Source organism: Nonomuraea sp. NPDC000554 (genome assembly GCF_040300065.1).
Classification (GTDB): domain Bacteria; phylum Actinomycetota; class Actinomycetes; order Streptosporangiales; family Streptosporangiaceae; genus Nonomuraea.
This window is the reverse complement of record NZ_JBEPDC010000016.1, coordinates 1-19,209: the sequence shown is the minus strand read 5'-3', so window position 1 is coordinate 19,209 and position 19,209 is coordinate 1. Positions and strand designations below refer to the sequence as shown.

Here is a 19,209-nt window from a genome sequence, read left to right as displayed (position 1 = left end):
AACTCCGGGGTGAGGTTCGCCGCACGCTATAACGGACCGGGCCGTAATGTCTAGATCTGGAACAGCTCCGCGGCGTTCCGCCAGGCGACCCGCTCGGCGGCCTCCCCGGTGAGCCCCGCCGCCGCGACCGCGCCGAAGGCCGACGACGGGTCGATCAGCGTGGCGTCGGTGCCGAACAGCAGCCGCCGCCCGTCCACGGCCGCCACCACCTCGGCGATGCGCCCGGCGGGCGCGTGGGACCAGCACGGCTCGAGGTAGAGGCGGTCGCAGGCGTTCGCCGCCTCGATCGCGTGCCGGAACCCGTCGGCGCCCATGTGCCCGGCGATCACCCTCAGGCCGGGGGTGTCCAGGCACAGCCGGGCCAGGTCGAGGACCGAGGTCCCCCAGGTGTGCACCAGCGCGGGAAGGCCCCTCGAGGCGACGAGGGCCAGGGCGTCGCGCGTCTGCGGCGAGGTGACCGGCGAGGCCGTGTAGTCCGTGTGGATCTTGACGCCGACGAAACGGCCCGTGGGGAGCAGTTCGTCCAGGTCCCTGGCGGCCTGGTCCAGCCTGCGCGGGTTGACCGTGACGTAGCCGAGCAGCCGGTCCTGGCCGTCGAGCCGTTCGGCGAGGGCGCGGTTGCCCGCCCCCGCGTCGTAGATGACGGCCTCGGTGGCCGAGACGATGGCCCGGTCGATGCCGTAGCGGTCCATGGTGGCGAGGTTGGCCTCGGCGACGTCCATGGTGAAGAACCACGGGCCCCAGTGGGCGTGCACGTCGATGATCATGACAGGAGCCTCCTGGCGTTGCCGCCGGCCACCGCCGCCACCTCGTCGGCCTTCAGGCCGCTGGTGGCGAGCCGCAGCAGGGGGACGAGCGGTTCGCAGTGCGGGGCGCGCGAGCCGTAGAGCAGGCGGCCCGCGCCGATCTCGGCGGCGGCGGTCTCCAGCGCGTCGGGGGAGTTGAGCAGACGGGTCGAGGTGTGGAAGCCCGGCTCGTCGGCGGCAGCCACGAGGAAGTCGCCCAGGTGGTAGAAGTGCGTGTCGAGGAAGACGACCGTGGCCTCCAGCCCGGCGAGCGGCTGCCAGAACCTGCGGACGTCCCCGCCGGTGAGGATCGTCAGGCCGTGCTGCGCGGCCCGGCGGGCGACGTGCCTGACCGAGGGGAATCCGGCCTCGACGCCCTGCTCGTCCGGGAAGAGCCTGATCGCTCTGACGCCCGACGCCGCGAGCCGCTCGACCTCGCGCGCCGCCCCGAGGGCGTCCCGCAGGTCCACGGCCCCGACGGGGACGAACGGCGACGCGCCGCCGGACGCCAGGGCGAGGGTCTCGTCGTTGCCCGAGCGGGTGTCGAAGAGGGCCGCGCGCAGGCTGGCCACCGCGCCCGCCCGGATGCGGTGCGCCGCCAGCGTGCCGAGAACCGCGTCGGGGGTGCCGGGCGGGCCGTCGCGGTCGGGGTAGGCGCCGACCAGGACGTCGACGTCCAGCGCCACCTCCAGCTCGCCGATCAGGTTCCACGCGTCGAAGGGGGTAGCGGCCCCATCCCTAATCGCCATGCGGGACATCATGCCACTGATGACCGGCCTTGAGAGAGTTACGGTCTAGCCCTAAATCGAGCACGCCGCTCTTGACCCGAACCCCCGAGCCGACATAAATTTCGGCCTGTGCCGAAACTTGTCATCGACGCCCACCGGCTGGTCGGCCCGGTGCCGTTCGACGACCTGCCGGAGGACCCGCGACCCGAGATGGCCCGCCTGGGCATCGACCAGGCCTGCGTCACCCACACGCTGAGCCTCCACTCCGCCCCGGCGGCGGGCAACCGGGCCCTGCTGGAACGGGACGACCCCCGGCTGGTCCCGGTGCCCGTCGTGGTGCCGGGAGTGCCGGGGACGTCCGAGCCGTCGGAGCCGGCCGAGGTGCTCGGGTGGGGCGTGCGCATGGTGCGGCTCTGCCCGGAACGCCACCGGTTCGACCTGACCGGCCCCGTCGCGCTGCGCTGGCTGTCGGAGCTCGGCCTGCCGATCGCCGTCGACCTGGACGAGACCTCGCCCGCCCAGCTCCGCGCCCTCGCCGACCGGCTCCCCGGCCAGCGCGTCCTGCTGCTCAACCCGGGCTACCGCAGGCTGCGCGAGCTGGCCGAGCTGCTGTCGGAAGTTCCGGACGTCTGGGTGGAGATCGGCACCGTGAACACCCAGCGCGGCGTCGAGTGGCTGGCCGAGCGGTTCGGCGCCGGGCGGCTGGTGTTCGGCACCGGCGCCCCCGTCATGGACGACTGCGGTCCGCGTTTCCTGCTCGACCACCTCGACCTCGCGCCGGACGAGGTCGACCTGATCGCCTCGGGGTCCCTGGGGAGGCTGTGGTGACCGTCCTCGACGCGCACGGCCACGTCGGCCCGTGGCCCGACTTCCTCATCCCGGACTCCACCCCGGAAGGGCTGCTGGCCACCATGGACGCGCTCGGCGTGACCGCGATGGGCATCAGCCACCTGCTCGCCGTCGGCCCCGACGCGGTCAGGGGCAACGAGCTGGCCATGGACGTCGCCCGCCGCTTCCCCGGCAGGTTCGGCGTCTGGCAGGTCTACAACCCGCACCACCGCACCCCGCTCGTCCAGGACGGCGTGTGGGGCGTCAAGCTGCACCCGGACGTCCACCAGTGCCCCCTGGACGACCCCCTGTACGAGCCCGTCTGGCGGCTCGGCCTGCCCGTCCTCGTCCACGGGCAGACCGGCTCGCCGTGGAGCGACCCTGAGCGGTTCGCCGCCGTCGCCGCCCGCCACCCGGACGTCCCGCTGCTGATGGGGCACACCGGCCTGTGGCAGCACGGCTTCGCCCGCGCCGCCCGCCTGGTCGCCGGCCACCCGAACGTGTTCCTGGAGGTGTGCGGCTCGAAGATGACGGGCCGCTGGATAGCCCGGCTCGCCGCGCTGGCCGGCGCCGAGCGCGTCGTGTTCGGCTCGGACGCCTGCTTCCTCGATCTGCGGACCGGCCTCGGCCGCGTCGCGCTCGCCCCGCTCGGCCCAGCGGAGCGCGCCGCCGTCCTGGGCGGAAACCTGGCCCGCATCCTGAAGGGACCCGTTCCGTGACGCTCGCCCTCCACGGCGGCACCCCGGTCCGCGCCGCCCCCTGGCCGTCCTGGCCGCCGCCGCTCGACCCCAGGCAGCGCAAGCTGGTCACCGAGGTGCTGGAGAGCGGGCTGTGGGGCGCCACTCAGGGCGGCGCGGTGGTCGCGGAGCTGGTGGCGGAGTTCGCCCGCAGGGCCGGGGTCCCGCACGGGGTGGCGGTCGGGAACGCGACGCTGGGGCTGTTCGCGGCGCTGCGCGGGCTGGGCGTGGGGGAGGGCGACGAGGTGATCGTCCCGGCCTACACGTTCGTCGCCTCCGCCACCGCCGTCCTGCTCACCGGCGCCACCCCCGTCATCGTGGACGTGGACCCCGCCGACCTGCACCTGTCGCCGGAGGCGGTCTCCGCCGCGCTGACCGGCAGGACCGCCGCCGTCATGCCCGTCCACCTCGCGGGCAGCCCGGCCGACATGGACCCGCTCGCCGCGCTCGCCGCCCGCCACGGCCTGCTCGTGGTGGAGGACGCCGCGCAGGCGCACGGCGCCGCCTACCGCGGCCGTCCGGTGGGCGGCCTGGGCGACGCGGGGGTGTTCAGCTTCCAGGCGAGCAAGGCGATGACGGCGGGGGAGGGCGGCCTGATCGTCTGCCGGGACGAGACGGCGCACGCGGAGATCTGGTCGGTGTGCAACGTCGGGCGCAGGCCGGGCGGCGAGTGGTACGGCCACCCGTCCGTCGGCTGGAACCTGCGGCTCACCGAGCTCCAGGCAGCGCTCGTGCTGCCCTGGCTGGACCGGCTCGACGACGAGATCGACCGCAGGAACGCCTTCTGCGCCGCGGTGGAACGCGAGCTGTCGGGGCTGCCGGTGAGCGTGGTGCCACGCCCGCCCGGCACCACCCGCGACTCGCGGCACCTGCTCATGCTGCGCGTCGAGGCCGCCGTGGACCGGGAGTTCCTGCTGGCCGCCATGGAGGCGGAAGGAGTCCCGCTCGACGCCGGGTACCCGCCGCTCGGCACGCTGGCCGCCCTGACGGGGGAGGGCGCCAGGGCCGAGCCGTGCCCGGCGGCGGAGGAGGCGTCCAGGACGGTGGTCTGGGTGCGCCAGCCGATGCTCATGGCCGAGCCTGCCGCGGCCGCGCACGTCGCCGAGGCCCTCGCCAAGGTGCTGTCTTGATCTACTTTGTAAAGGCGTCTGCTCGGGAGGCCCGCCGGATCGACCCGCAACCACGTGACGCCGCCATGGCAGGATGGTGGGCCATGGGCCCTTTGCGGATCACGGCGGTGCGGCACGGTGAGAGCGAGGCGAACGTCGCCTACCGGCAGGCGGGCACCGAGCCGTTGGTCTACGAGCGCGGCGACCACGAGGTGACGCTGACCGACCTCGGCAGGCGGCAGGCCGCCGCCCTGGGCCGCCGGCTGGCCACGTTACCCGCCGAGGAGGCGCCCGAGCTGGTGTGGTGCTCGCCGTACCTGCGCGCGCTCGACACCTGGGAGACCGCCCTCGGCGCGTGGGGGATCGAGCCGCTCCCCGTGACGGTCGACGAGCGGCTGAGGGACCGCGAGTGGGGCGCGTTCGGCCCCTACAACGAGGCGGCGATCGCGCAGCGCCATCCGGAGGAGCTGGCGCGGTTGCGGGCCGAGGGCGAGTACGGCTACCGGCCGCCGGGTGGCGAGTCGTTCGGCGACGTGGCCGGCCGCCTGCGCGCCTTCCTGGAGGCGCTGCGCGGGCAGTCGGACGGCCGCCGCGTCCTGATCGTCGCGCACGACGCGGTGGTGCTGATCCTCCGGCACGTCATCGCGGAGACTCCCGACGCGGACCTGCCGGCGATCGACGCGTACGCCCCCATCGGCAACGCCTCCGTCTCCACCTGGCACGCCGTCGACGGCCGCCTGGAACTGCTGTCCTTCAACGACACCACGCACCTGCGCTGACCCCGGCGCCCCCGCCTTCAGCCGCGCGGTGTCAGCAGCCGAGCTCGCGGACGTCGGCGCGGGCGCGGGTGCCGTCCTCGGCGAACCAGGCCTTCTCCGCCTCCATCCAGACCCGCCACTGGGGTTCGAGCTCGGGGCCGTCGCGGTCGAGCACCCGTCGCAGGCGCTCCTCCTCGGGCGCCTCCAGCCAGATCGTGAAGGCCAGCAGGTGGGCGATGGACCTGCGGGCCGTGCCGACGCCCTCGATGATCAGGACGGGAGCGGGCGGGACGGTGACCAGTTCGGCGTACTCGGCGCGGTGCCAGTCGTAGCGGCGGAACGCGCCGGGCCTGCCCTGCTGGAGGGGGCGGAGCACCTGCTCGTCGAGGGCGTGGAACCAGGCGTCGGGGCCGCCGTCCCAGGGGATGGGGAAGTCGTCGCTGTGGATCACCTGGCAGCCCAGCTCGGCCGCCAGCTTGGTGGCCAGCGTGGTCTTGCCGGACCCGGCGGGGCCGTCGACGGCGACCAGCCGCACGGGGCCGCACGACGGTGGGAGAGCCCGGATGCGGCGGACAGGCGATTGCACGCACCCCAGGGTAGGTGACGGGGGCAGGGAGGCTGAGAGAATGTTCTTTCGCCTCGAACGCAAGCTGGAGGTTGATCTTGCTCGGACCCCTCGGCGACGTCGTCGTGCTCGACCTGTCCCGGGCCCTGGCGGGCCCGCACGCCGCGCAGATGCTCGGCGACCTGGGCGCACGTGTGATCAAAGTGGAGCATCCGGACGGTGGTGACGAGTCTCGCGGCTGGGGGCCGCCCTTCGTCGGTCCCGAACACGATATTTCCACCTATTTCCTGGCGGCCAACCGGAACAAGCAGTCCATCGCCGTCGATCTCAAGTCAGCCGAGGGCAAGCGGCTCATCGAGCGCCTGGTACGGCAGAGCGACGTGCTCGTCGAGAACTTCCGCACCGGCGTGCTCGACAGGCTCGGCTTCTCCGTCGAGCGTCTGCACGAGCTGAACCCACGCCTGGTCGTCCTGTCGATCACCGGGTTCGGCCACGACGGGCCCGAGGGCGGGCGTCCCGGCTACGACCAGATCGCCCAGGGCGAGGCGGGCCTGATGTCGCTGACCGGCCCGTCCCGCGACGAGCCGTATCGCGTCGGAGCCTCGATCGCCGACCTGCTCGCGGGCATCCACGGCGCGTACGGGGTGGTCTCGGCGCTGTACGAGCGCGAGCGCACCGGCAAGGGGCGCGTGGTGCGCACGTCGCTGCTCGCGGCCGTCACGGGCGTGCACTCCTACCACGGCACCGCCTGGACCGTCGGCGGCCAGGTGCCGGGCGCCAACGGCAACCACCACATCTCGATCGCCCCCTACGGGGCGTTCCACTGCGCCGACGGGATGGTACAGATCGCCGTCGCGAACGAGGGGCAGTGGAAGAAGGTGGCAGCTCTGCTGGACATTGACCCTGATGTGGCGAAATATGCCACCAACAGGGAGAGGTTCGCACACCGGGATGAGCTGATCGCCGACATGGAGAAGGCCCTGGCCGCTCACGACCGCGCCCACTGGCTGGCCCGGCTGGGCGAGGCGGGGGTCCCGGCGGGGGCGATCCGCTCGATCGACGAGGTCTACTCCTGGGAGCAGACCCGCTCGCAGGGCCTGGTGGTCGAGGTCGACCATCCGGTGCTCGGCCGCATCGAGCTGCCCGGCCCGCCGCTGCGCTTCGACGGGCTGGAACAGGGGGAGCACACACCGCCCCCCGCGCTCGGCCAGGACGGTGACACGGTGCTGGCCTGGCTCGAAGAGCGGGAGCGATGATCGAGATTTGGTGGCACCGGTCGGCGCGCTCGTGCGTCAACATTGCATCGTTGGTTGACACTAGGGAGCCATGGTGAGCCGTCCGGACGCGCGCACACTGATCGAAACGGTCCTCGACAGGGGGTCGTGGAAGTCGTGGGACGCGCCGCCCGCCGATCCGGCCGAGCCGGGTTCCCCCTACGCCGACGAACTGGCCGCGGCCCGGGTGAAGTCGGGTTACGACGAGTCGGTGATCACGGGCGAGGGCACGCTCGACGGGCGCAGGGTCGCGATCGTGGCCTGCGAGTTCTCGTTCATGGCCGGGTCCATCGGGGTGGCGGCGGCTGAGCGGTTCGTGGCGGCGGCCGAGCGGGCCACCCGCGAGGGGCTGCCGCTGCTGGCCGCGCCCGCCTCCGGAGGCACCCGGATGCAGGAGGGCGCGCTGGCGTTCGTCCAGATGGTGAAGATCACCGCGGCGGTGCAGGCGCACCGCGCGGCGGGCCTGCCGTACGTGGTCTACCTGCGGCACCCGACGACGGGCGGGGTGTTCGCGTCGTGGGGGTCGCTCGGCCACGTCACGGCGGTCGAGCCGGGCGCGCTCGTCGGCTTTCTCGGGCCGAGGGTGTTCGAGTCGCTGCACGGCTACCCGTTTCCCGAGGGCGTGCAGGTGGCGGAGAACCTGTTCCAGCACGGGCTGGTCGACGCGGTGGTGTCGGCCGACGACGCCCGGCAGATCGCAATCAGGGCCCTCGCCGTGCTCTGCGCCGACACCTCGAGCCTCACCGCCGGGGCGGCGCCCGAGGAGGACCTGCGGCCCGTCGAGGCGTGGGAGGCCATCACCCGCTCCCGCCGCGACGACCGGCCGGGCGTCCGCACCCTGCTCAAGCTGGCCGCCGCCGACGTGACCCCGCTCAACGGCAGCGGCGAGGGCGAGAACGAGCCCGGCCTGCTGCTCGCGCTGGCCAGGTTCGGCGCCGCCCCGGCCGTCGTGCTCGGCCAGGACCGGCGCAGGCAGCGGTCCAGCTCGCCGCTGGGCCCCGACGGGCTGCGCGTGGCCAGGCGCGGCATGCGGCTGGCCGCCGAGCTGGGGCTGCCGCTGGTCACCGTGATCGACACCGCGGGCGCCGACCTGTCGAAGGCGGCCGAGGAGGGCGGCCTGGCCGCCGAGATCGCCCGCTGCCTGGCCGAGCTGGTCGTGCTCGACGCGCCGACGGTCTGCCTGCTGCTCGGCGAGGGGGCGGGCGGCGCGGCCCTGGCCCTGCTGCCCGCCGACCGGGTGCTGTGCGCGCAGCACGCCTGGCTGTCGCCGCTCCCGCCGGAAGGGGCCTCGGCCATCCTGTACCGCAGCGTGGACTTCGCGCCCGAGATCGCCCAGGCGCAGCGCATCCGCGCCACCGACCTGCGCCGCGACGGCATCGTCGACCGGGTCATCCCGGAGCGGCCCGACGCCGCATACGAGCCGGAGGCGTTCTGCGAGCGGGTGGGGCGGGCGCTGGAGTACGAGATCGCCGGGCTCCTGTCGGAGAACCCGGCGACCCGCCTCGAGGCCCGTCTGGCCCGCTACCGAAGGCTGGGCACCTAGGAGTCGACTACGGGACGGGAATCCGCTCCACCCTGATCGAGAAGACCTCCTCGCGCGGCACCACGACCTCGTAGGCGCCGTGGTCGACCAGCCAGTAGCCGAGCGCCTCGGCCTTCATCCCGCTGTGGCCGGTGTAGGCGATGTGCAGGCCGTCCTCGTCCTCGTCCAGGACGACGCACGGCTCCCCGCCGAACGCGGCCACGGTGCGGACCAGCACCAGCCATTCCACCTCGGCGCGGGCGACCACGCGCCGCCAGTAGCCGGACGCGGGCTGGAACCCGTCGAGTTCCTCCTCGCTGAACAGCACCACCTGGTCGCCGTCGGGGCCGAGCGCGGCGGGCAGGGTGTGGTCGCCGTAACGGGCCACGAAGCCGGAGGCCACCGGCGTGATCTCGTCGTTCATCAGGCGGGCCGCCAGGTGAGGCCGTCGTAGTGGGCGAACGGCCGCTCTCGCTCGTCGGTGACGTGCACGATCTCGGCGCCCGCCGGGATCGGCATCGGCGGGGTGTGGAACTGCGGCACGACGTGTTCGCGCGAGGTGGTGAAGCCGTTGCCGGCGAACGGCGGCACGTCGCCCCAGTCACCGCCCATGTGCGGCCCGTACGGCACGGCGTAGGTGTCGATGTCGCGGGCGTACCATCGCATGACGTACAGCTCGGGCACCTCCGCGAACAGCTCGGAGCCGTCGAACGACAGGTCGAGGCCGAGGTAGAGCTGCCTGGGCGTGGTCAGCCGCGCGCAGTCCTGGACACGGTAGACGTAGCCGGAGATCACGTTGCGTTTGCCCGACAGGTACGGCACGAGCAGACGCGGCGGGACCACCTTCTGCATTTGCGTTCTGCTCACTGTTCCACTTTACGATCGCTTGACCCCGAGCACCCGGTGTTCCAGGCATGGCAGGCTCGCCCGCGCGGCGGCGGTCGCCTCCTGGTCCACCTCCACCACCTGGACTCCCGGCGAGGTGCCGAGGTCGGCGCGGACCACTCCCAGCGGGTCGACCAGCATGCTGCGGCCGACGCCGAACCCGTCGGTGGACTCGGCCGGGTTGGGCGCCTGGCCGACGGCGGCGGTCCACACGGTGTTCTCCAGCGCCCTCGCCCGTACCAGGGTGATCCAGTGGTCCTCCTTGAGCGGCCCGGAGGCCCAGGCGGCGATGACGGCGAACAGGTCCGCGCCCTGGTCGACCAGCGCCCTGGCCAGTTCGGGGAAGCGGACGTCGTAGCAGGTGACCAGGCCGACCCTGAGCCCGGCCAGATCCACGACCACGGGTTCGGAGCCGGGCGCGACCAGCTCCGACTCCTTGGCGCCGAACGAGTCGAACAGGTGGATCTTCCGGTAGGCGGCTTTGACCGCGCCGGTCGCGTCGAGAGCGACGGCGGTGTTGTGGACGCGGTTCCCGCCCGGCTCGAAGACCCCGGCGATCACGGCGGTGCCGTGGCGGCGGGCAGCCTCGGCCAGCCCGGTGACGAACGGGCCGTCGAGCGGCTCGGCCAGTTCGGTGATGTTCCTGCCGTAGCGGGTCAGCGTGGCCTCGGGGAAGATCGCCAGGTCGGCGTCCTCCGCCCTGGCGAGCGCTTCGCGGGCCCTCTTGAGGTTGGCCGTGGGGTCAGGTGACACCGGGATCTGGCAGAGGGCGATTCTGGTCACGGCCCGACTCTAACCGGTTCGGCACCGGTCGAAACCAGGTCAGGCGCCGCCATATCCATTCGAGTGGACCGTACCGGTATCTCGCCAGCCACCATCTGCTGAAGAGGATCTGCGCGGCGACGGTGGCCGTCGCCACGACGACGACGGACCAGCGGGTGGGGTCGCTCTTCAGCCACGGGGTGGTCAGGAAGATGATCAGGGTGCCGGAGACGTAGTTGGTGAGCGCCATCCGTCCGAGCGGTTCGAGCAGCGCCGACAGCCAGGGGCGCAGCACCAGCAGCAGGCCGGTGGCGTAGGCGGCGGCCCCGGCCAGCGCGGCGACGCCGTAGACCTGCCAGTCGCCGGTGGCGGCGTGGGCGGCGGTCAGCAGGGCGGAGGCGAGCGCGCTCACCGCGAACACCGGCAGCAGCAGCCATCGGGGCGGGCGCAGCTCCATCAGCGCCATGCCGACCAGGAACAGCCCCGGGATCAGGAGCGGACCGCCGCCGACGAGCACCGCCCAGCCGACGACGGTCAGGCCGAGCAGCAGCACCGGCATCCCGCCGGCCAGGAACGAGACGGGCAGCAGCACGGCCGTGCCGTAGAAGGCGTAGTCGGTGAGCACCTCGCCCCCGTAGAACGTGTGCTGGATCAGCCCGAAGCAGAACAGCCAGGCGAGCCGCCCGAGCAGCACCCAGCGGCCGGCCCGGCGCCAGAAGAGCACGAAGCTGATGCCGAACAGCACCGAGAAGATCGGGAAGAAGCGGCCCTGGAAGAGGGCGTCGATCACCCAGTCGACGCCGGTGGCCGGCTGGTGCGGGAGGTGCTGCCAGGTGTTGACCACCATGATGCCGCCCACCGCGAAACCGCGGAGGGCGTCGAGCTCGCGCATGCGTGTCACAGGAACCAGGCGAACCACCATACGAGGAATCCGGCGGCGACGACGGCTGCCACGCACTGCGGCCAGCGACGTCGGAGCGCGAGCGCGGCCAGCGTCAGCGCGGCCGACCCGGCGGCCACCCACGTGTACGCAGCCACCAGGGCGGGCACGCCGACGCCCAGCGCGGTCTCGTTCTGGGCGGCCAGGCTGTAGACCGACTGGCCGACCAGGCCGCTGAACGCCGTCCCGGCCAGCCCGGCGAACGCCGTGACGGCCCTGCCCCGGAGTGCGCCCGCGACCAGCTGCACCAGCGAGACCAGGGCGAACAGCGCGAACGGCGCCGCCAGCCAGGGGGAGAGCGAGATCTGGTACGGGGCGCCGGTGATGTGCAGGTCGGCGGGTTCCAGCCGGGGGTGGACGGTGGCCTTGTCAGGCGCGCAGTCGGCGACGGGACGGGCCGCGTCGGAGTTGGAGGCGTCGGAGTGGGTGGGACTGGAGTGGGTGGGGGCGGCGACGAAGGCGGCGATGTGCCGGCGTCCGCACGCGTTGGCGAGGAACACCGCGTGTCCCGTTCCGGCGAACTCGACGAAGCGGGCGTTGGACAGCGCCTCGGCCGCGGGTTTGCTGGTCCTGGCCGGGGTCGTGGGGTCGAACTGGCCGCCGACGACGAGGACCGGCGCCTGAGTGGTGGCGTTGCCGGCCGCGGATGTGGGGAGCTTCCAGGCGTCACACACCGCTTTATCGGTTTGGACGGTGAAAAGTCGGGACTTGGTGGTGAAGGTGTTGAACGGGACCTCGTCCTGGCACTGCACCGCCTCGTACAGGCCGAACTCGTGCGAGGCCAGCCCGTCGCCCACCGCGTCGGCCAGCGGGCGCAGCACCTCGTCGCGCCCGCTCGCCAGCGCGCCGACCAGCGGCGGCGCGACCGCGATCACGTCCGCCCCGTGCAGGGCCTCCGCCATGATCGTCGCCACGTCGTCGCCGGTCAGCCGCGCGGTGAACGCCGAGCCGAGCAGCGGATCCCTGGTCGGGACGTGAGCCGGGGACGCGTTCAGCCTGGCGACCGCCGCGTCGAAGCGGTCCTTCAGCCCGAGGCTCGCCAGGGTGTCGCCCAGGTTGCGCTCGGCGTCGTCGTACCAGTTCACGCTCTCCGGCAGGAACGAGTCGAGCACCACCGAGCGCACCGCGCCGGGGTCGGACGCGGCCACGTCCAGCATGACCCGCGTCGAGTAGCTGACGCCGAACAGGTTCCAGGACGGGTAGCCGAGCGCCTGGCGCAGCGCGACGACGTCCGCGGCGATCTCCCTGGTGGTGTAGCCGCGCAGGTCCACGCCCTGCAGTTCGAGCCGGCGGCGGCACTCCCCGGCGGCCGCGGCGGTGCCGTCGCCGGAGCCGCGTAACCGGTCCAGCATCGCCTCGGCCAGTTCGGGGCAGCCCAGCCTGGGCTTGGAGTACCTGCTGCCGCGCTGCTCGACCGCCACCACGTCGCGGTCGGGGAACATCTGGCTGAGGAACGTCGTCAGCTGGATCGACGACGAGGCGGGGCCGCCGCTCATGTAGACGATCGGGTCGGGTTTGCGATCCTTGGCGGTGGAGACGTGGACGGCGTAGCCGACCCGGATCTTCCTGTCGGGCGAGTCTCTGCGCTCGGGCGCCACCAGGAAGCCGCACGTGGTGTTGTCCGGCATGGCGACCGGGCAAGGCTGTTTCTCGACGTCGCCTGGGGCCGTGGGGGGAGTGACGCTCAGCGCGAGGGCTAGCAGAACCCGAGAGATCACAAGGACGAGACTAGTGTGGGTGCGTGACCGAACCACTAGTTTCTCGGATGCGCGCTTTCGGCACGACGATTTTCGCGGAGATGAGCGCGCTCGCCGTGCAGACCGGGGCGATCAACCTCGGGCAGGGCTTCCCCGACACCGACGGGCCCGCCGCGATGCTCGACCGCGCCGTGCAGGCGATCACGTCCGGGGCCAACCAGTACCCGCCGGGCCCCGGCCTGCTGGAGCTGCGGCAGGCGGTCGCCGAGCACCGGTCCGCGCACTACGGGCTCGACTACGAGGCGAACGGCGAGGTGCTGGTCACGGTCGGCGCGACCGAGGCGATCGCGGCCGCCGTGCTGGCGCTGTGCGAGCCGGGTGACGAGGTGATCGCCTTCGAGCCGTACTACGACTCGTACGCCGCCTCCATCGCGCTGGCCCAGGCGCGGCTGGTGGCGGTGACGATGCGGCCCGTCGAGGGCCGGTTCACCTTCGACCCCGACGAGTTGCGCGCCGCCGTCACCCCCCGTACGCGGGCGATCCTGGTCAACTCCCCGCACAACCCCACCGGCACCGTCTTCACCCGCGACGAGCTGGCCGTCATCGCCGCGCTCTGCCAGGAGTACGGGCTCACCGCGATCACCGACGAGGTGTACGAGCACCTGACGTTCGACGGCGTCGAGCACGTCCCGCTGGCCACGCTGCCCGGCATGCGCGAGCGCACCGTGATGATCTCCTCGGCGGGCAAGACGTTCTCCGTCACCGGCTGGAAGACCGGCTGGGTGTGCGCGCCCGCGCCGCTGGTGACCGCGGTGCAGACGGTCAAGCAGTTCCTCACCTTCACCGCCAGTGCCCCCTGGCAGCTCGCGGTCGCGTACGGCCTGCGCCACGAGCTCGACTGGGTCTCCGCGCTGCGCGCCGGGCTGCAGGACAAGCGCGACCGGCTGATGGAGGGCCTGGTCGCGGCCGGGTTCGAGGTGTTCGGGCCCGCCGGCACGTACTTCGTCCAGACCGACATCCGCCCGCTCGGTTTCACCGACGGGCTCGAGCTCACCCGCCGGCTGCCGGAGCTGGCGGGCGTGGTGGCCATTCCGACGCAGGTCTTCTACGACCACCCCGAGCGTGGCAGCCACTTCGTCCGGTTCGCGTTCTGCAAGAAGGACGAGGTCATCGATGAGGCGGTGACCAGGCTCAAGCGCCTCTCGTCGGGCTGACCGAGAGGCCGTTGAAGATGACGGTCAGCGTCCTGGTGCGCAGGTCGTCGTCCCAGTTGTTGTGCTGCGCGGCCAGGCAGGCCGCGCTGAGCAGGGCGATCAGCTCCGTCATGCCCACGTCCGGGCGAACCGCTTCGGCCTGCTGGGCGCGGACCAGCAGGGTCTCGATCGCGCCCTTGAGGTCCGGCATGCCCGCCTTGGCGTCGATGCCGGCGCTGGCCAGGGCGTCGACGAAGACCTTCTTGGCGGTCGCGTCGACCACGATCCTGTCGAAGAACTCGAACAGCGCCTCGCCCGGGTCGGGCGCGGTCGCCAGTTGCTCGGCGCGTTCGGCCAGCCGCAGCACGCGGTCGATCACGATCGCCTGGTAGAGGGCCTCCTTGGTGGGGAACTGGCGGTAGATCGTCCCGACGCCGACCCCGGCCAGCTCCGCGATGGCGCGCATGGACGCCGACAGGCCGTCGCGGGCCAGCACCACCTCGGCCGCCTCCAGCACCCGGGCGCGGTTGCGCTGCGCGTCTGCGCGCATGCGGCTCCCTCCACGTTGACAAGCGGAACGGATGTTCCGTATGTTCCAACCGGAACACCCATTCCGATACTAGGGGTCTTTCGTGGACTACGTGACCATGGGCAATTCCGGGCTGCGCGTCTCCAGAGCCTGCCTGGGCACCTTGAACTTCGGCACCCGCGCCGGCCTGGCCGCCAGCGACGAGACCGAGGCCGGACGGATCATCGACACCTTCCTCGACGCCGGCGGCACCTTCGTCGACACGGCCGACCTCTATCACGGCGGCGAGACCGAGGAGATCGTCGGCAGGGCGCTGCGCGGCAGGCGCGAGGCGGTCGTGCTGGCCACCAAGGGGGCCATGCCGGTGGGCTCCGAGGGGCGCGGCCTGTCGCGCCGCCACCTGACCAGGGCGCTGGAGGCCAGCCTGCGCCGCCTCGGCACCGACTACATCGACCTGTACCAGTGCCACCAGTGGGACCCCGGCACGCCGATCGAGGAGACGATGGCCACACTCGACGGCTTCGTCCGCGCGGGCAAGGTCCGCTACCTCGGCTGCTCCAACTTCAGCGCGACGCAGATCGTCGAGTCGCAGTGGGCGGCGGCCCGCGTCGGCGGCACCCCGTTCGTCAGCCTCCAGCCGCAGTACTCGCTGCTCGTGCGGGTGATCGAGGAGGAGATCCTGCCCGCCTGCGAGCGGCACGGGCTCGGCACGGTCGTGTACGGCACGCTCGGCGGCGGCGTCCTTTCCGGCCGCTACCGTCGCGACGCCGCCCCCGACCCCGACAGCAGGATGGGCAGGCTCATGTCGCTGCCCATGCCGGGCGGACGCAGGTGGGCGGAGTCGCTGCTCACCGAGCGGAACCTGGACATCGCCGACCAGGTGGCCGAGGTGGCCGCCCAGGTGGGCGCCTCGCCCGCCGAGGTGGCGCTGTCGTGGGTGTCGGGACGCCCCGGCGTCACCTCGGTGCTCGTCGGCCCGCGCTCGGTGGACCAGCTGCGCGCCAACCTGGCGGCCTTCGACCTCGCCCTCCCCGAGGAGGCGACCTCCCGCCTGGAGGAAATCTCCCGCCCCGCCCTGGGGCCCAGGGATGGAAGTTTCTTCCACCTCACTCCGACACGGTCCGTCGCGGTGCGTGGCTGACTCTAAACTATGTGTGACCGTAGGTCGGTGCCGAACTCTGCCGGGAGGCGTTGCCCGTGACGATTCGCCTGAGCGCGGAGCTGATGGAGGGCGTCCGTGAGCGCGCCGAGATCGAGGGGCGCAGCATGCAGGAGATCGTGCTGACCGCCGTCGACGAGTACCTCGCCCGGCACGGCCTCCGGTGAGCCCGCCGCCGTGCCTCCCGCGGTCAGGACACGACCCTGACCGGCAGCCTGCGCCGGCGTACCGCGCTCCTGATCGCCTTGGCGAGTTGCGCGTACTCCGGCGCGCGGGCCGAGGAGGCGCGGTAGGCCAGGCCGATCGTGCGCCCCGGCGCCGGGGAGGCGAAGCGCCGCAGCGTCAGCCGGGCGCGCTTGCCCGTCTCCACGGGCACCGCCGACTCCGGCACCAGCGTCACCCCGAGGCCGCCCGCGACGAGTTGCACCAGCGTCGGCAGGCTGGTCGCGTACGTGGCGGCGGTGGCGCGGGCGCCCACCTCGCGGCACACGTCGATGGCCTGCTCGCGCAGGCAGTGGCCCTGGTTGAGCAGCACGATGTCGAGGCCCCTGAGCGCGCCGCGGCCGATCGGGGCGTCATCGCCCGCCAGCGGGTGGTCGTGGGGGAGGGCCAGCAGGAAGTCCTCGTCGTACAGCGGCTCCTCGACCAGCCCGGACGTGCCCGTGGGCAGCGCGAGCAGCACCATGTCGAGCCGTCCCTCGCGCACCTCCTCCAGGATCAGGTCGGTCTTCGCCTCGTGCACGGTCAGCTTGAGGTGCGGGAAGCGGCGGGCGAACATCGGCAGGAGCGCGGGCAGCACGTACGGCGCGACGGTCGGGATCACGCCGAGATGGGCCGGGCCGTTGAACGGGTCGCGGTTCTGCGCCACCTCGCCCATCAGGGCCTCCACCGCCGCGAGCACCCGCCCGGCGTGCTCGGCGACTCGCTCGCCCGCCGGGGTGAGCAGCACCTTGCGGGTGGTCCGCTCCAGCAGCTGGCTGTCGAGAAGCTCCTCCAGCGCCGCGATGTTCCCCGACAGGGTGGGCTGGCTCATCCGGAGCGCGGTGGCCGCCTCCCTGAAATGGAGGTGCTCCGCCACGGCCAGGAAGGAGCGCAGCTGAGCCAGCGTGGGCATCGGCTCACTGATAGGGATCACCTCTCAGATTAGTGCGACTGCTCGATTTCTCGAATCAATGCTACGTGCGAAAGGCTTAGGCCCTCGACCAACCATGAAGGAGAATCCACTTGCTCACCGTCGGTGACCACTTCCCCGAGTACGAACTGACCGCCTGCGTCGACCTCGACCCCGAGAAGGCGTTCGCGGAGATCAACCACAAGACCTACGAGGGCAAGTGGCGCGTGGTGTTCTTCTGGCCGAAGGACTTCACGTTCGTCTGCCCGACCGAGATCGCCGAGTTCGGCCGTCTCAACGGAGAGTTCGCCGACCGCGACGCCCAGGTGCTCGGCGTCTCCGTCGACTCCGAGTTCGTCCACCACGCGTGGCGCAAGAACCACGACGACCTGCGTGACCTGCCGTTCCCGATGCTGAGCGACATCAAGCGCGAGCTGTCGGAGGCGTGCGGCGTGCTCGGCAAGGACGGCGTCGCCCAGCGCGCCACCTTCATCGTGGACCAGAACAACGAGATCCAGTTCACCATGGTCACCGCCGGTTCCGTCGGCCGCAACGTCAAGGAGGTCCTGCGGGTCCTCGACGCCCTGCAGTCCGACGAGCTGTGCCCGTGCAACTGGAACAAGGGCGAGTCGACCCTCGACGCGCAGAAGCTGCTGGCCCAGTGAGCATCGGCAACCTCAAGGACGCGCTGCCCGGCTACGCCAAGGACACCCGCCTCAACCTCGGTTCCGTCACGACCACCTCGTCGCTGACCGACCAGCAGTTGTGGGGTGCGCTGCTGGCGTGCGCGCTGACCACCAGGTCGGCGCGGGTCATCGCGGAGATCTCCGAGGACGCCACCGCGAACCTGTCGGCCGAGGCGTTCACCGCCGCCAAGGCGGCCGCCTCGATCATGGCGATGAACAACGTCTACTACCGGGCGACGCACCTCATCGGCGACGACGCCTACGCGACGCTCCCGGCCAAGCTCAGGATGACCGTCATCGGCAACCCGGGCGTCGACAAGACGGACTTCGAGCTGTGGTGCCTGGCGGTCTCCGCGATCAACGGCTGCGGGCGTTGCCTGGAGTCGCACGAGCAGGTCCTGCGTGGCGCGGGCCTGTCGCGCGAGCAGATCCAGGAGGCGCTGCGGGTGGCCGCGGTGGTCAACGCCACCGCCGCGACCCTCGAGGCCGAGGCCGCCCTGGTCGCGGTCTGACCTCCCACCGGAGGCGGGCGCCCCACGCCCGCCTCCAACCGTCGGACGCCACCTGCGTCCGCGCATCTGACCGGCGGGTGTGACCCTGCGTCCGCCTCCAACCCGCGGCGGGGGGCGTTCCTCGCGGGTCAGCCGTGTGCGTTCTCGTCGCTCGGCGCGTCCAGCGGGGTGAGGGTGGCCGCCGCGGCGTCGTAGTCCAGGCCGGTCGCCTGGAGCAGGTCCACGACGATCGAGCGGAGCTGCGCGGTGATCACGTGGGCGGAGAACCCCAGCCGTTCGGGCCGCTCCCTCGCGGCCACGGCCAGCAGCGCCTGACGGGCCAGCGCGGGCTCCCGTCCCGCCGCGAGTTCGAGCTGGAGCAGCAGCGCCGCCTCCGACACCTCGCGCAGCGCCTCTGCCAGCGAGGTCGGCGGCGGGTTCGCCTCGCCCAGCGCCGCCAGCGTGCGGCGGCTCAGCACCCGAGCGTTGCGCAACGCCAGGTCCACGGGCACCGCAGCCGTCTCGTACCTGGCGAGCCTGGTCCGCCGGTGCCAGTGCAGCGGCGAGATCATGATGATCTCCTTGCTGGTCTCCAGCGCCCGCTCGAACTCCTCAACGGCCCCCTGCGTGCTGCGCGCCTCCTCCAACGCTTCGGCGGCCACCTCGACGTCGCGCCTCTCGATCGCGTCCGCCGCCTGTTCCAGCACGGTGGACAGCGCGTCGAGGACGCCCGAGAGGTGCTTGGCCGCGATGGAGAGCGGGCTGGCGGGCAGCAGCGCGACCGCGGCGATGCCGATGACGCCGCCGGTGAGCGCGTCCGCCATCCGGTCCAGGCCGCCGCCGCCGCTGGCCGGGACGAGCGCCGCGACCAGCACGGCCGACGAGCCCGCCTGCGCCACGAAGAGCGCGCCGCTGTCGAGCAGCACCGCGGTGGCCATCGCCAGCGCGACCACCAGCGCGATCTGCCAGGCCCCCGACCCGATCCAGGAGACGAGCAGGTCGCCCACGCCGACCCCCAAGCTGACGCCCACCACCAGCTCGGCCGCCCTGCGCAGGCGTTGCCCGAGGCCCACTCCGACGCAGATCAGCACGGCTATCGGGGCGAAGAAGGGGCTGGCGTGGCCGAGCAGCTGGATCGCGACGGTCCAGGCCAGGGCCGCGCCGACCGCGCACTGTGCGATGGACGGCGCCACGAGCCCGAACGTGCCCAGCCGTTCCCGTACATGATCGCTGAGCTTCGTTCGCACCCCTCTACCCTGGCGGATCTTTGTGACATTAGGGTCACATTGCCCGGATTTGGCACGCTGATAGGACCGCGGGCCGGTCGGTGCGGCGCGCTTCCGTCCGCGCGGCGCGCCCGGATCGAACCGCGGCGCCGCGTCCCGCCGAGCCCGGATCGAACCGCGGCGCCGCGTCCCGCCGAGCCCGGATCGAACCGCGGCGCCGCGTC

Annotated in this window: 22 protein-coding genes; 11 read left to right on the top strand and 11 right to left on the bottom strand. The window is 72.5% G+C overall.

Going from position 1 to position 19,209, the window contains the following annotated elements; genetic code table 11:
* Positions 1 to 50: 50 nt before the first annotated feature.
* Both ABT294_RS27980 and ABT294_RS27975 read right to left on the bottom strand, forming a co-directional pair.
* A complete protein-coding gene (locus ABT294_RS27980; RefSeq protein WP_350809257.1) occupies positions 51 to 767 on the bottom strand; it encodes an amidohydrolase family protein in 717 nt (238 codons plus the stop codon).
* On the bottom strand, positions 764 to 1,534 hold the full coding sequence (locus ABT294_RS27975; protein WP_350809256.1) for an amidohydrolase family protein: 771 nt from the start codon (positions 1,532 to 1,534) through the stop codon (positions 764 to 766). Before ABT294_RS27975 ends, ABT294_RS27980 begins: the two co-directional genes overlap by 4 nt.
* A gap of 108 nt (positions 1,535 to 1,642) precedes the next feature.
* On the opposite strand from ABT294_RS27975, the gene ABT294_RS27970 reads away from it, so the two are divergent.
* The 4 genes from ABT294_RS27970 to ABT294_RS27955 are packed head-to-tail and all read left to right on the top strand — an operon-like array spanning position 1,643 to position 4,966.
* Entirely contained in the window at positions 1,643 to 2,341 is a 699-nt protein-coding gene (locus ABT294_RS27970) for an amidohydrolase family protein (RefSeq protein ID WP_350809255.1), read from the top strand.
* Positions 2,338 to 3,060 (top strand): amidohydrolase family protein, encoded by a 723-nt coding sequence (locus tag ABT294_RS27965; RefSeq protein WP_350809254.1) that lies wholly within the window; start codon positions 2,338 to 2,340, stop codon positions 3,058 to 3,060. Before ABT294_RS27970 ends, ABT294_RS27965 begins: the two co-directional genes overlap by 4 nt.
* A complete protein-coding gene (locus ABT294_RS27960; RefSeq protein WP_350809253.1) occupies positions 3,057 to 4,208 on the top strand; it encodes a DegT/DnrJ/EryC1/StrS family aminotransferase in 1,152 nt (383 codons plus the stop codon). The genes ABT294_RS27965 and ABT294_RS27960 overlap by 4 nt, the downstream gene beginning before the upstream one ends.
* Positions 4,205 to 4,966 (top strand): histidine phosphatase family protein, encoded by a 762-nt coding sequence (locus tag ABT294_RS27955; RefSeq protein ID WP_350809252.1) that lies wholly within the window; start codon positions 4,205 to 4,207, stop codon positions 4,964 to 4,966. The genes ABT294_RS27960 and ABT294_RS27955 overlap by 4 nt, the downstream gene beginning before the upstream one ends.
* Before the next feature lie 31 nt (positions 4,967 to 4,997).
* Here ABT294_RS27955 and ABT294_RS27950 read toward each other — a convergent pair whose 3' ends face one another.
* The gene (locus ABT294_RS27950) at positions 4,998 to 5,531 is read right to left on the bottom strand and encodes a uridine kinase family protein (protein WP_350809251.1); all 534 of its coding nucleotides are present in this window, start codon (positions 5,529 to 5,531) and stop codon (positions 4,998 to 5,000) included.
* Between the two features lie 77 nt (positions 5,532 to 5,608).
* Here ABT294_RS27950 and ABT294_RS27945 point away from each other — a divergent pair, with 77 nt between their 5' ends.
* Both ABT294_RS27945 and ABT294_RS27940 read left to right on the top strand, forming a co-directional pair.
* Complete coding sequence (locus tag ABT294_RS27945) at positions 5,609 to 6,766, top strand: CaiB/BaiF CoA transferase family protein (RefSeq protein WP_350809250.1); 1,158 nt, start codon at positions 5,609 to 5,611, stop codon at positions 6,764 to 6,766.
* Positions 6,767 to 6,836: 70 nt separating this feature from the next.
* On the top strand, positions 6,837 to 8,327 hold the full coding sequence (locus tag ABT294_RS27940) for a carboxyl transferase domain-containing protein (RefSeq protein ID WP_350809249.1): 1,491 nt from the start codon (positions 6,837 to 6,839) through the stop codon (positions 8,325 to 8,327).
* A gap of 7 nt (positions 8,328 to 8,334) precedes the next feature.
* Here the strand turns inward: ABT294_RS27940 and ABT294_RS27935 are convergent, their stop codons facing one another.
* Genes ABT294_RS27935 through ABT294_RS27915 form a run of 5 tightly spaced genes read right to left on the bottom strand, consistent with a single transcriptional unit; the run spans position 8,335 to position 12,611 of the window.
* The gene (locus ABT294_RS27935) at positions 8,335 to 8,730 is read right to left on the bottom strand and encodes a UCP033725 family protein (RefSeq protein WP_350809248.1); all 396 of its coding nucleotides are present in this window, start codon (positions 8,728 to 8,730) and stop codon (positions 8,335 to 8,337) included.
* Complete coding sequence (locus ABT294_RS27930; RefSeq protein WP_350809247.1) at positions 8,730 to 9,173, bottom strand: hypothetical protein; 444 nt, start codon at positions 9,171 to 9,173, stop codon at positions 8,730 to 8,732. Before ABT294_RS27930 ends, ABT294_RS27935 begins: the two co-directional genes overlap by 1 nt.
* A 9-nt stretch (positions 9,174 to 9,182) precedes the next feature.
* Entirely contained in the window at positions 9,183 to 9,974 is a 792-nt protein-coding gene (locus ABT294_RS27925; RefSeq protein WP_350809246.1) for a carbon-nitrogen hydrolase family protein, read from the bottom strand.
* Entirely contained in the window at positions 9,934 to 10,845 is a 912-nt protein-coding gene (locus ABT294_RS27920) for a DUF418 domain-containing protein (RefSeq protein ID WP_350809245.1), read from the bottom strand. Before ABT294_RS27920 ends, ABT294_RS27925 begins: the two co-directional genes overlap by 41 nt.
* Before the next feature lie 5 nt (positions 10,846 to 10,850).
* Positions 10,851 to 12,611, bottom strand: coding sequence for an alpha/beta fold hydrolase (locus ABT294_RS27915; RefSeq protein ID WP_350809244.1), 1,761 nt, complete (start codon positions 12,609 to 12,611; stop codon positions 10,851 to 10,853).
* Between the two features lie 23 nt (positions 12,612 to 12,634).
* Between ABT294_RS27915 and ABT294_RS27910 the strand changes: the two genes are divergently transcribed.
* Positions 12,635 to 13,804, top strand: a complete 1,170-nt coding sequence (locus ABT294_RS27910; protein ID WP_350809243.1) for a pyridoxal phosphate-dependent aminotransferase — start codon at positions 12,635 to 12,637, stop codon at positions 13,802 to 13,804.
* Here the strand turns inward: ABT294_RS27910 and ABT294_RS27905 are convergent.
* Positions 13,782 to 14,333, bottom strand: coding sequence for a TetR/AcrR family transcriptional regulator (locus ABT294_RS27905; RefSeq protein ID WP_350809242.1), 552 nt, complete (start codon positions 14,331 to 14,333; stop codon positions 13,782 to 13,784). The two genes, ABT294_RS27910 and ABT294_RS27905, sit on opposite strands and share 23 nt — an antisense overlap.
* 82 nt (positions 14,334 to 14,415) lie before the next feature.
* On the opposite strand from ABT294_RS27905, the gene ABT294_RS27900 reads away from it, so the two are divergent.
* Positions 14,416 to 15,453, top strand: a complete 1,038-nt coding sequence (locus tag ABT294_RS27900; protein WP_350809241.1) for an aldo/keto reductase — start codon at positions 14,416 to 14,418, stop codon at positions 15,451 to 15,453.
* Between the two features lie 56 nt (positions 15,454 to 15,509).
* A complete protein-coding gene (locus tag ABT294_RS27895; RefSeq protein ID WP_350809240.1) occupies positions 15,510 to 15,638 on the top strand; it encodes a ribbon-helix-helix protein, CopG family in 129 nt (42 codons plus the stop codon).
* 23 nt (positions 15,639 to 15,661) lie between these two features.
* Here ABT294_RS27895 and ABT294_RS27890 read toward each other — a convergent pair whose 3' ends face one another.
* Positions 15,662 to 16,585 (bottom strand): LysR substrate-binding domain-containing protein, encoded by a 924-nt coding sequence (locus ABT294_RS27890; protein ID WP_350809239.1) that lies wholly within the window; start codon positions 16,583 to 16,585, stop codon positions 15,662 to 15,664.
* A gap of 110 nt (positions 16,586 to 16,695) precedes the next feature.
* Here ABT294_RS27890 and ABT294_RS27885 point away from each other — a divergent pair, with 110 nt between their 5' ends.
* Positions 16,696 to 17,247, top strand: coding sequence for a peroxiredoxin (locus tag ABT294_RS27885; RefSeq protein WP_350809238.1), 552 nt, complete (start codon positions 16,696 to 16,698; stop codon positions 17,245 to 17,247).
* A complete protein-coding gene (gene ahpD, locus ABT294_RS27880; RefSeq protein ID WP_350809237.1) occupies positions 17,244 to 17,780 on the top strand; it encodes an alkylhydroperoxidase, AhpD family in 537 nt (178 codons plus the stop codon). Before ABT294_RS27885 ends, ahpD begins: the two co-directional genes overlap by 4 nt.
* A 128-nt stretch (positions 17,781 to 17,908) precedes the next feature.
* Here the strand turns inward: ahpD and ABT294_RS27875 are convergent, their stop codons facing one another.
* A complete protein-coding gene (locus ABT294_RS27875; protein ID WP_350809236.1) occupies positions 17,909 to 19,006 on the bottom strand; it encodes an FUSC family protein in 1,098 nt (365 codons plus the stop codon).
* Between the last annotated feature and the right edge of the window lie 203 nt (positions 19,007 to 19,209).

Coding starts and splice junctions, on each gene's coding strand:
- ABT294_RS27890 (WP_350809239.1), bottom strand. CDS start 16,585: ATGCCCACGCTGGCTCAGCTGCGCTCCTTCCTGGCCGTGGCGGAGCAC.
- ABT294_RS27905 (WP_350809242.1), bottom strand. CDS start 14,333: ATGCGCGCAGACGCGCAGCGCAACCGCGCCCGGGTGCTGGAGGCGGCC.
- ABT294_RS27920 (WP_350809245.1), bottom strand. CDS start 10,845: ATGCGCGAGCTCGACGCCCTCCGCGGTTTCGCGGTGGGCGGCATCATG.
- ABT294_RS27975 (WP_350809256.1), bottom strand. CDS start 1,534: ATGGCGATTAGGGATGGGGCCGCTACCCCCTTCGACGCGTGGAACCTG.
- ABT294_RS27935 (WP_350809248.1), bottom strand. CDS start 8,730: ATGAACGACGAGATCACGCCGGTGGCCTCCGGCTTCGTGGCCCGTTAC.
- ABT294_RS27940 (WP_350809249.1), top strand. CDS start 6,837: ATGGTGAGCCGTCCGGACGCGCGCACACTGATCGAAACGGTCCTCGAC.
- ABT294_RS27980 (WP_350809257.1), bottom strand. CDS start 767: ATGATCATCGACGTGCACGCCCACTGGGGCCCGTGGTTCTTCACCATG.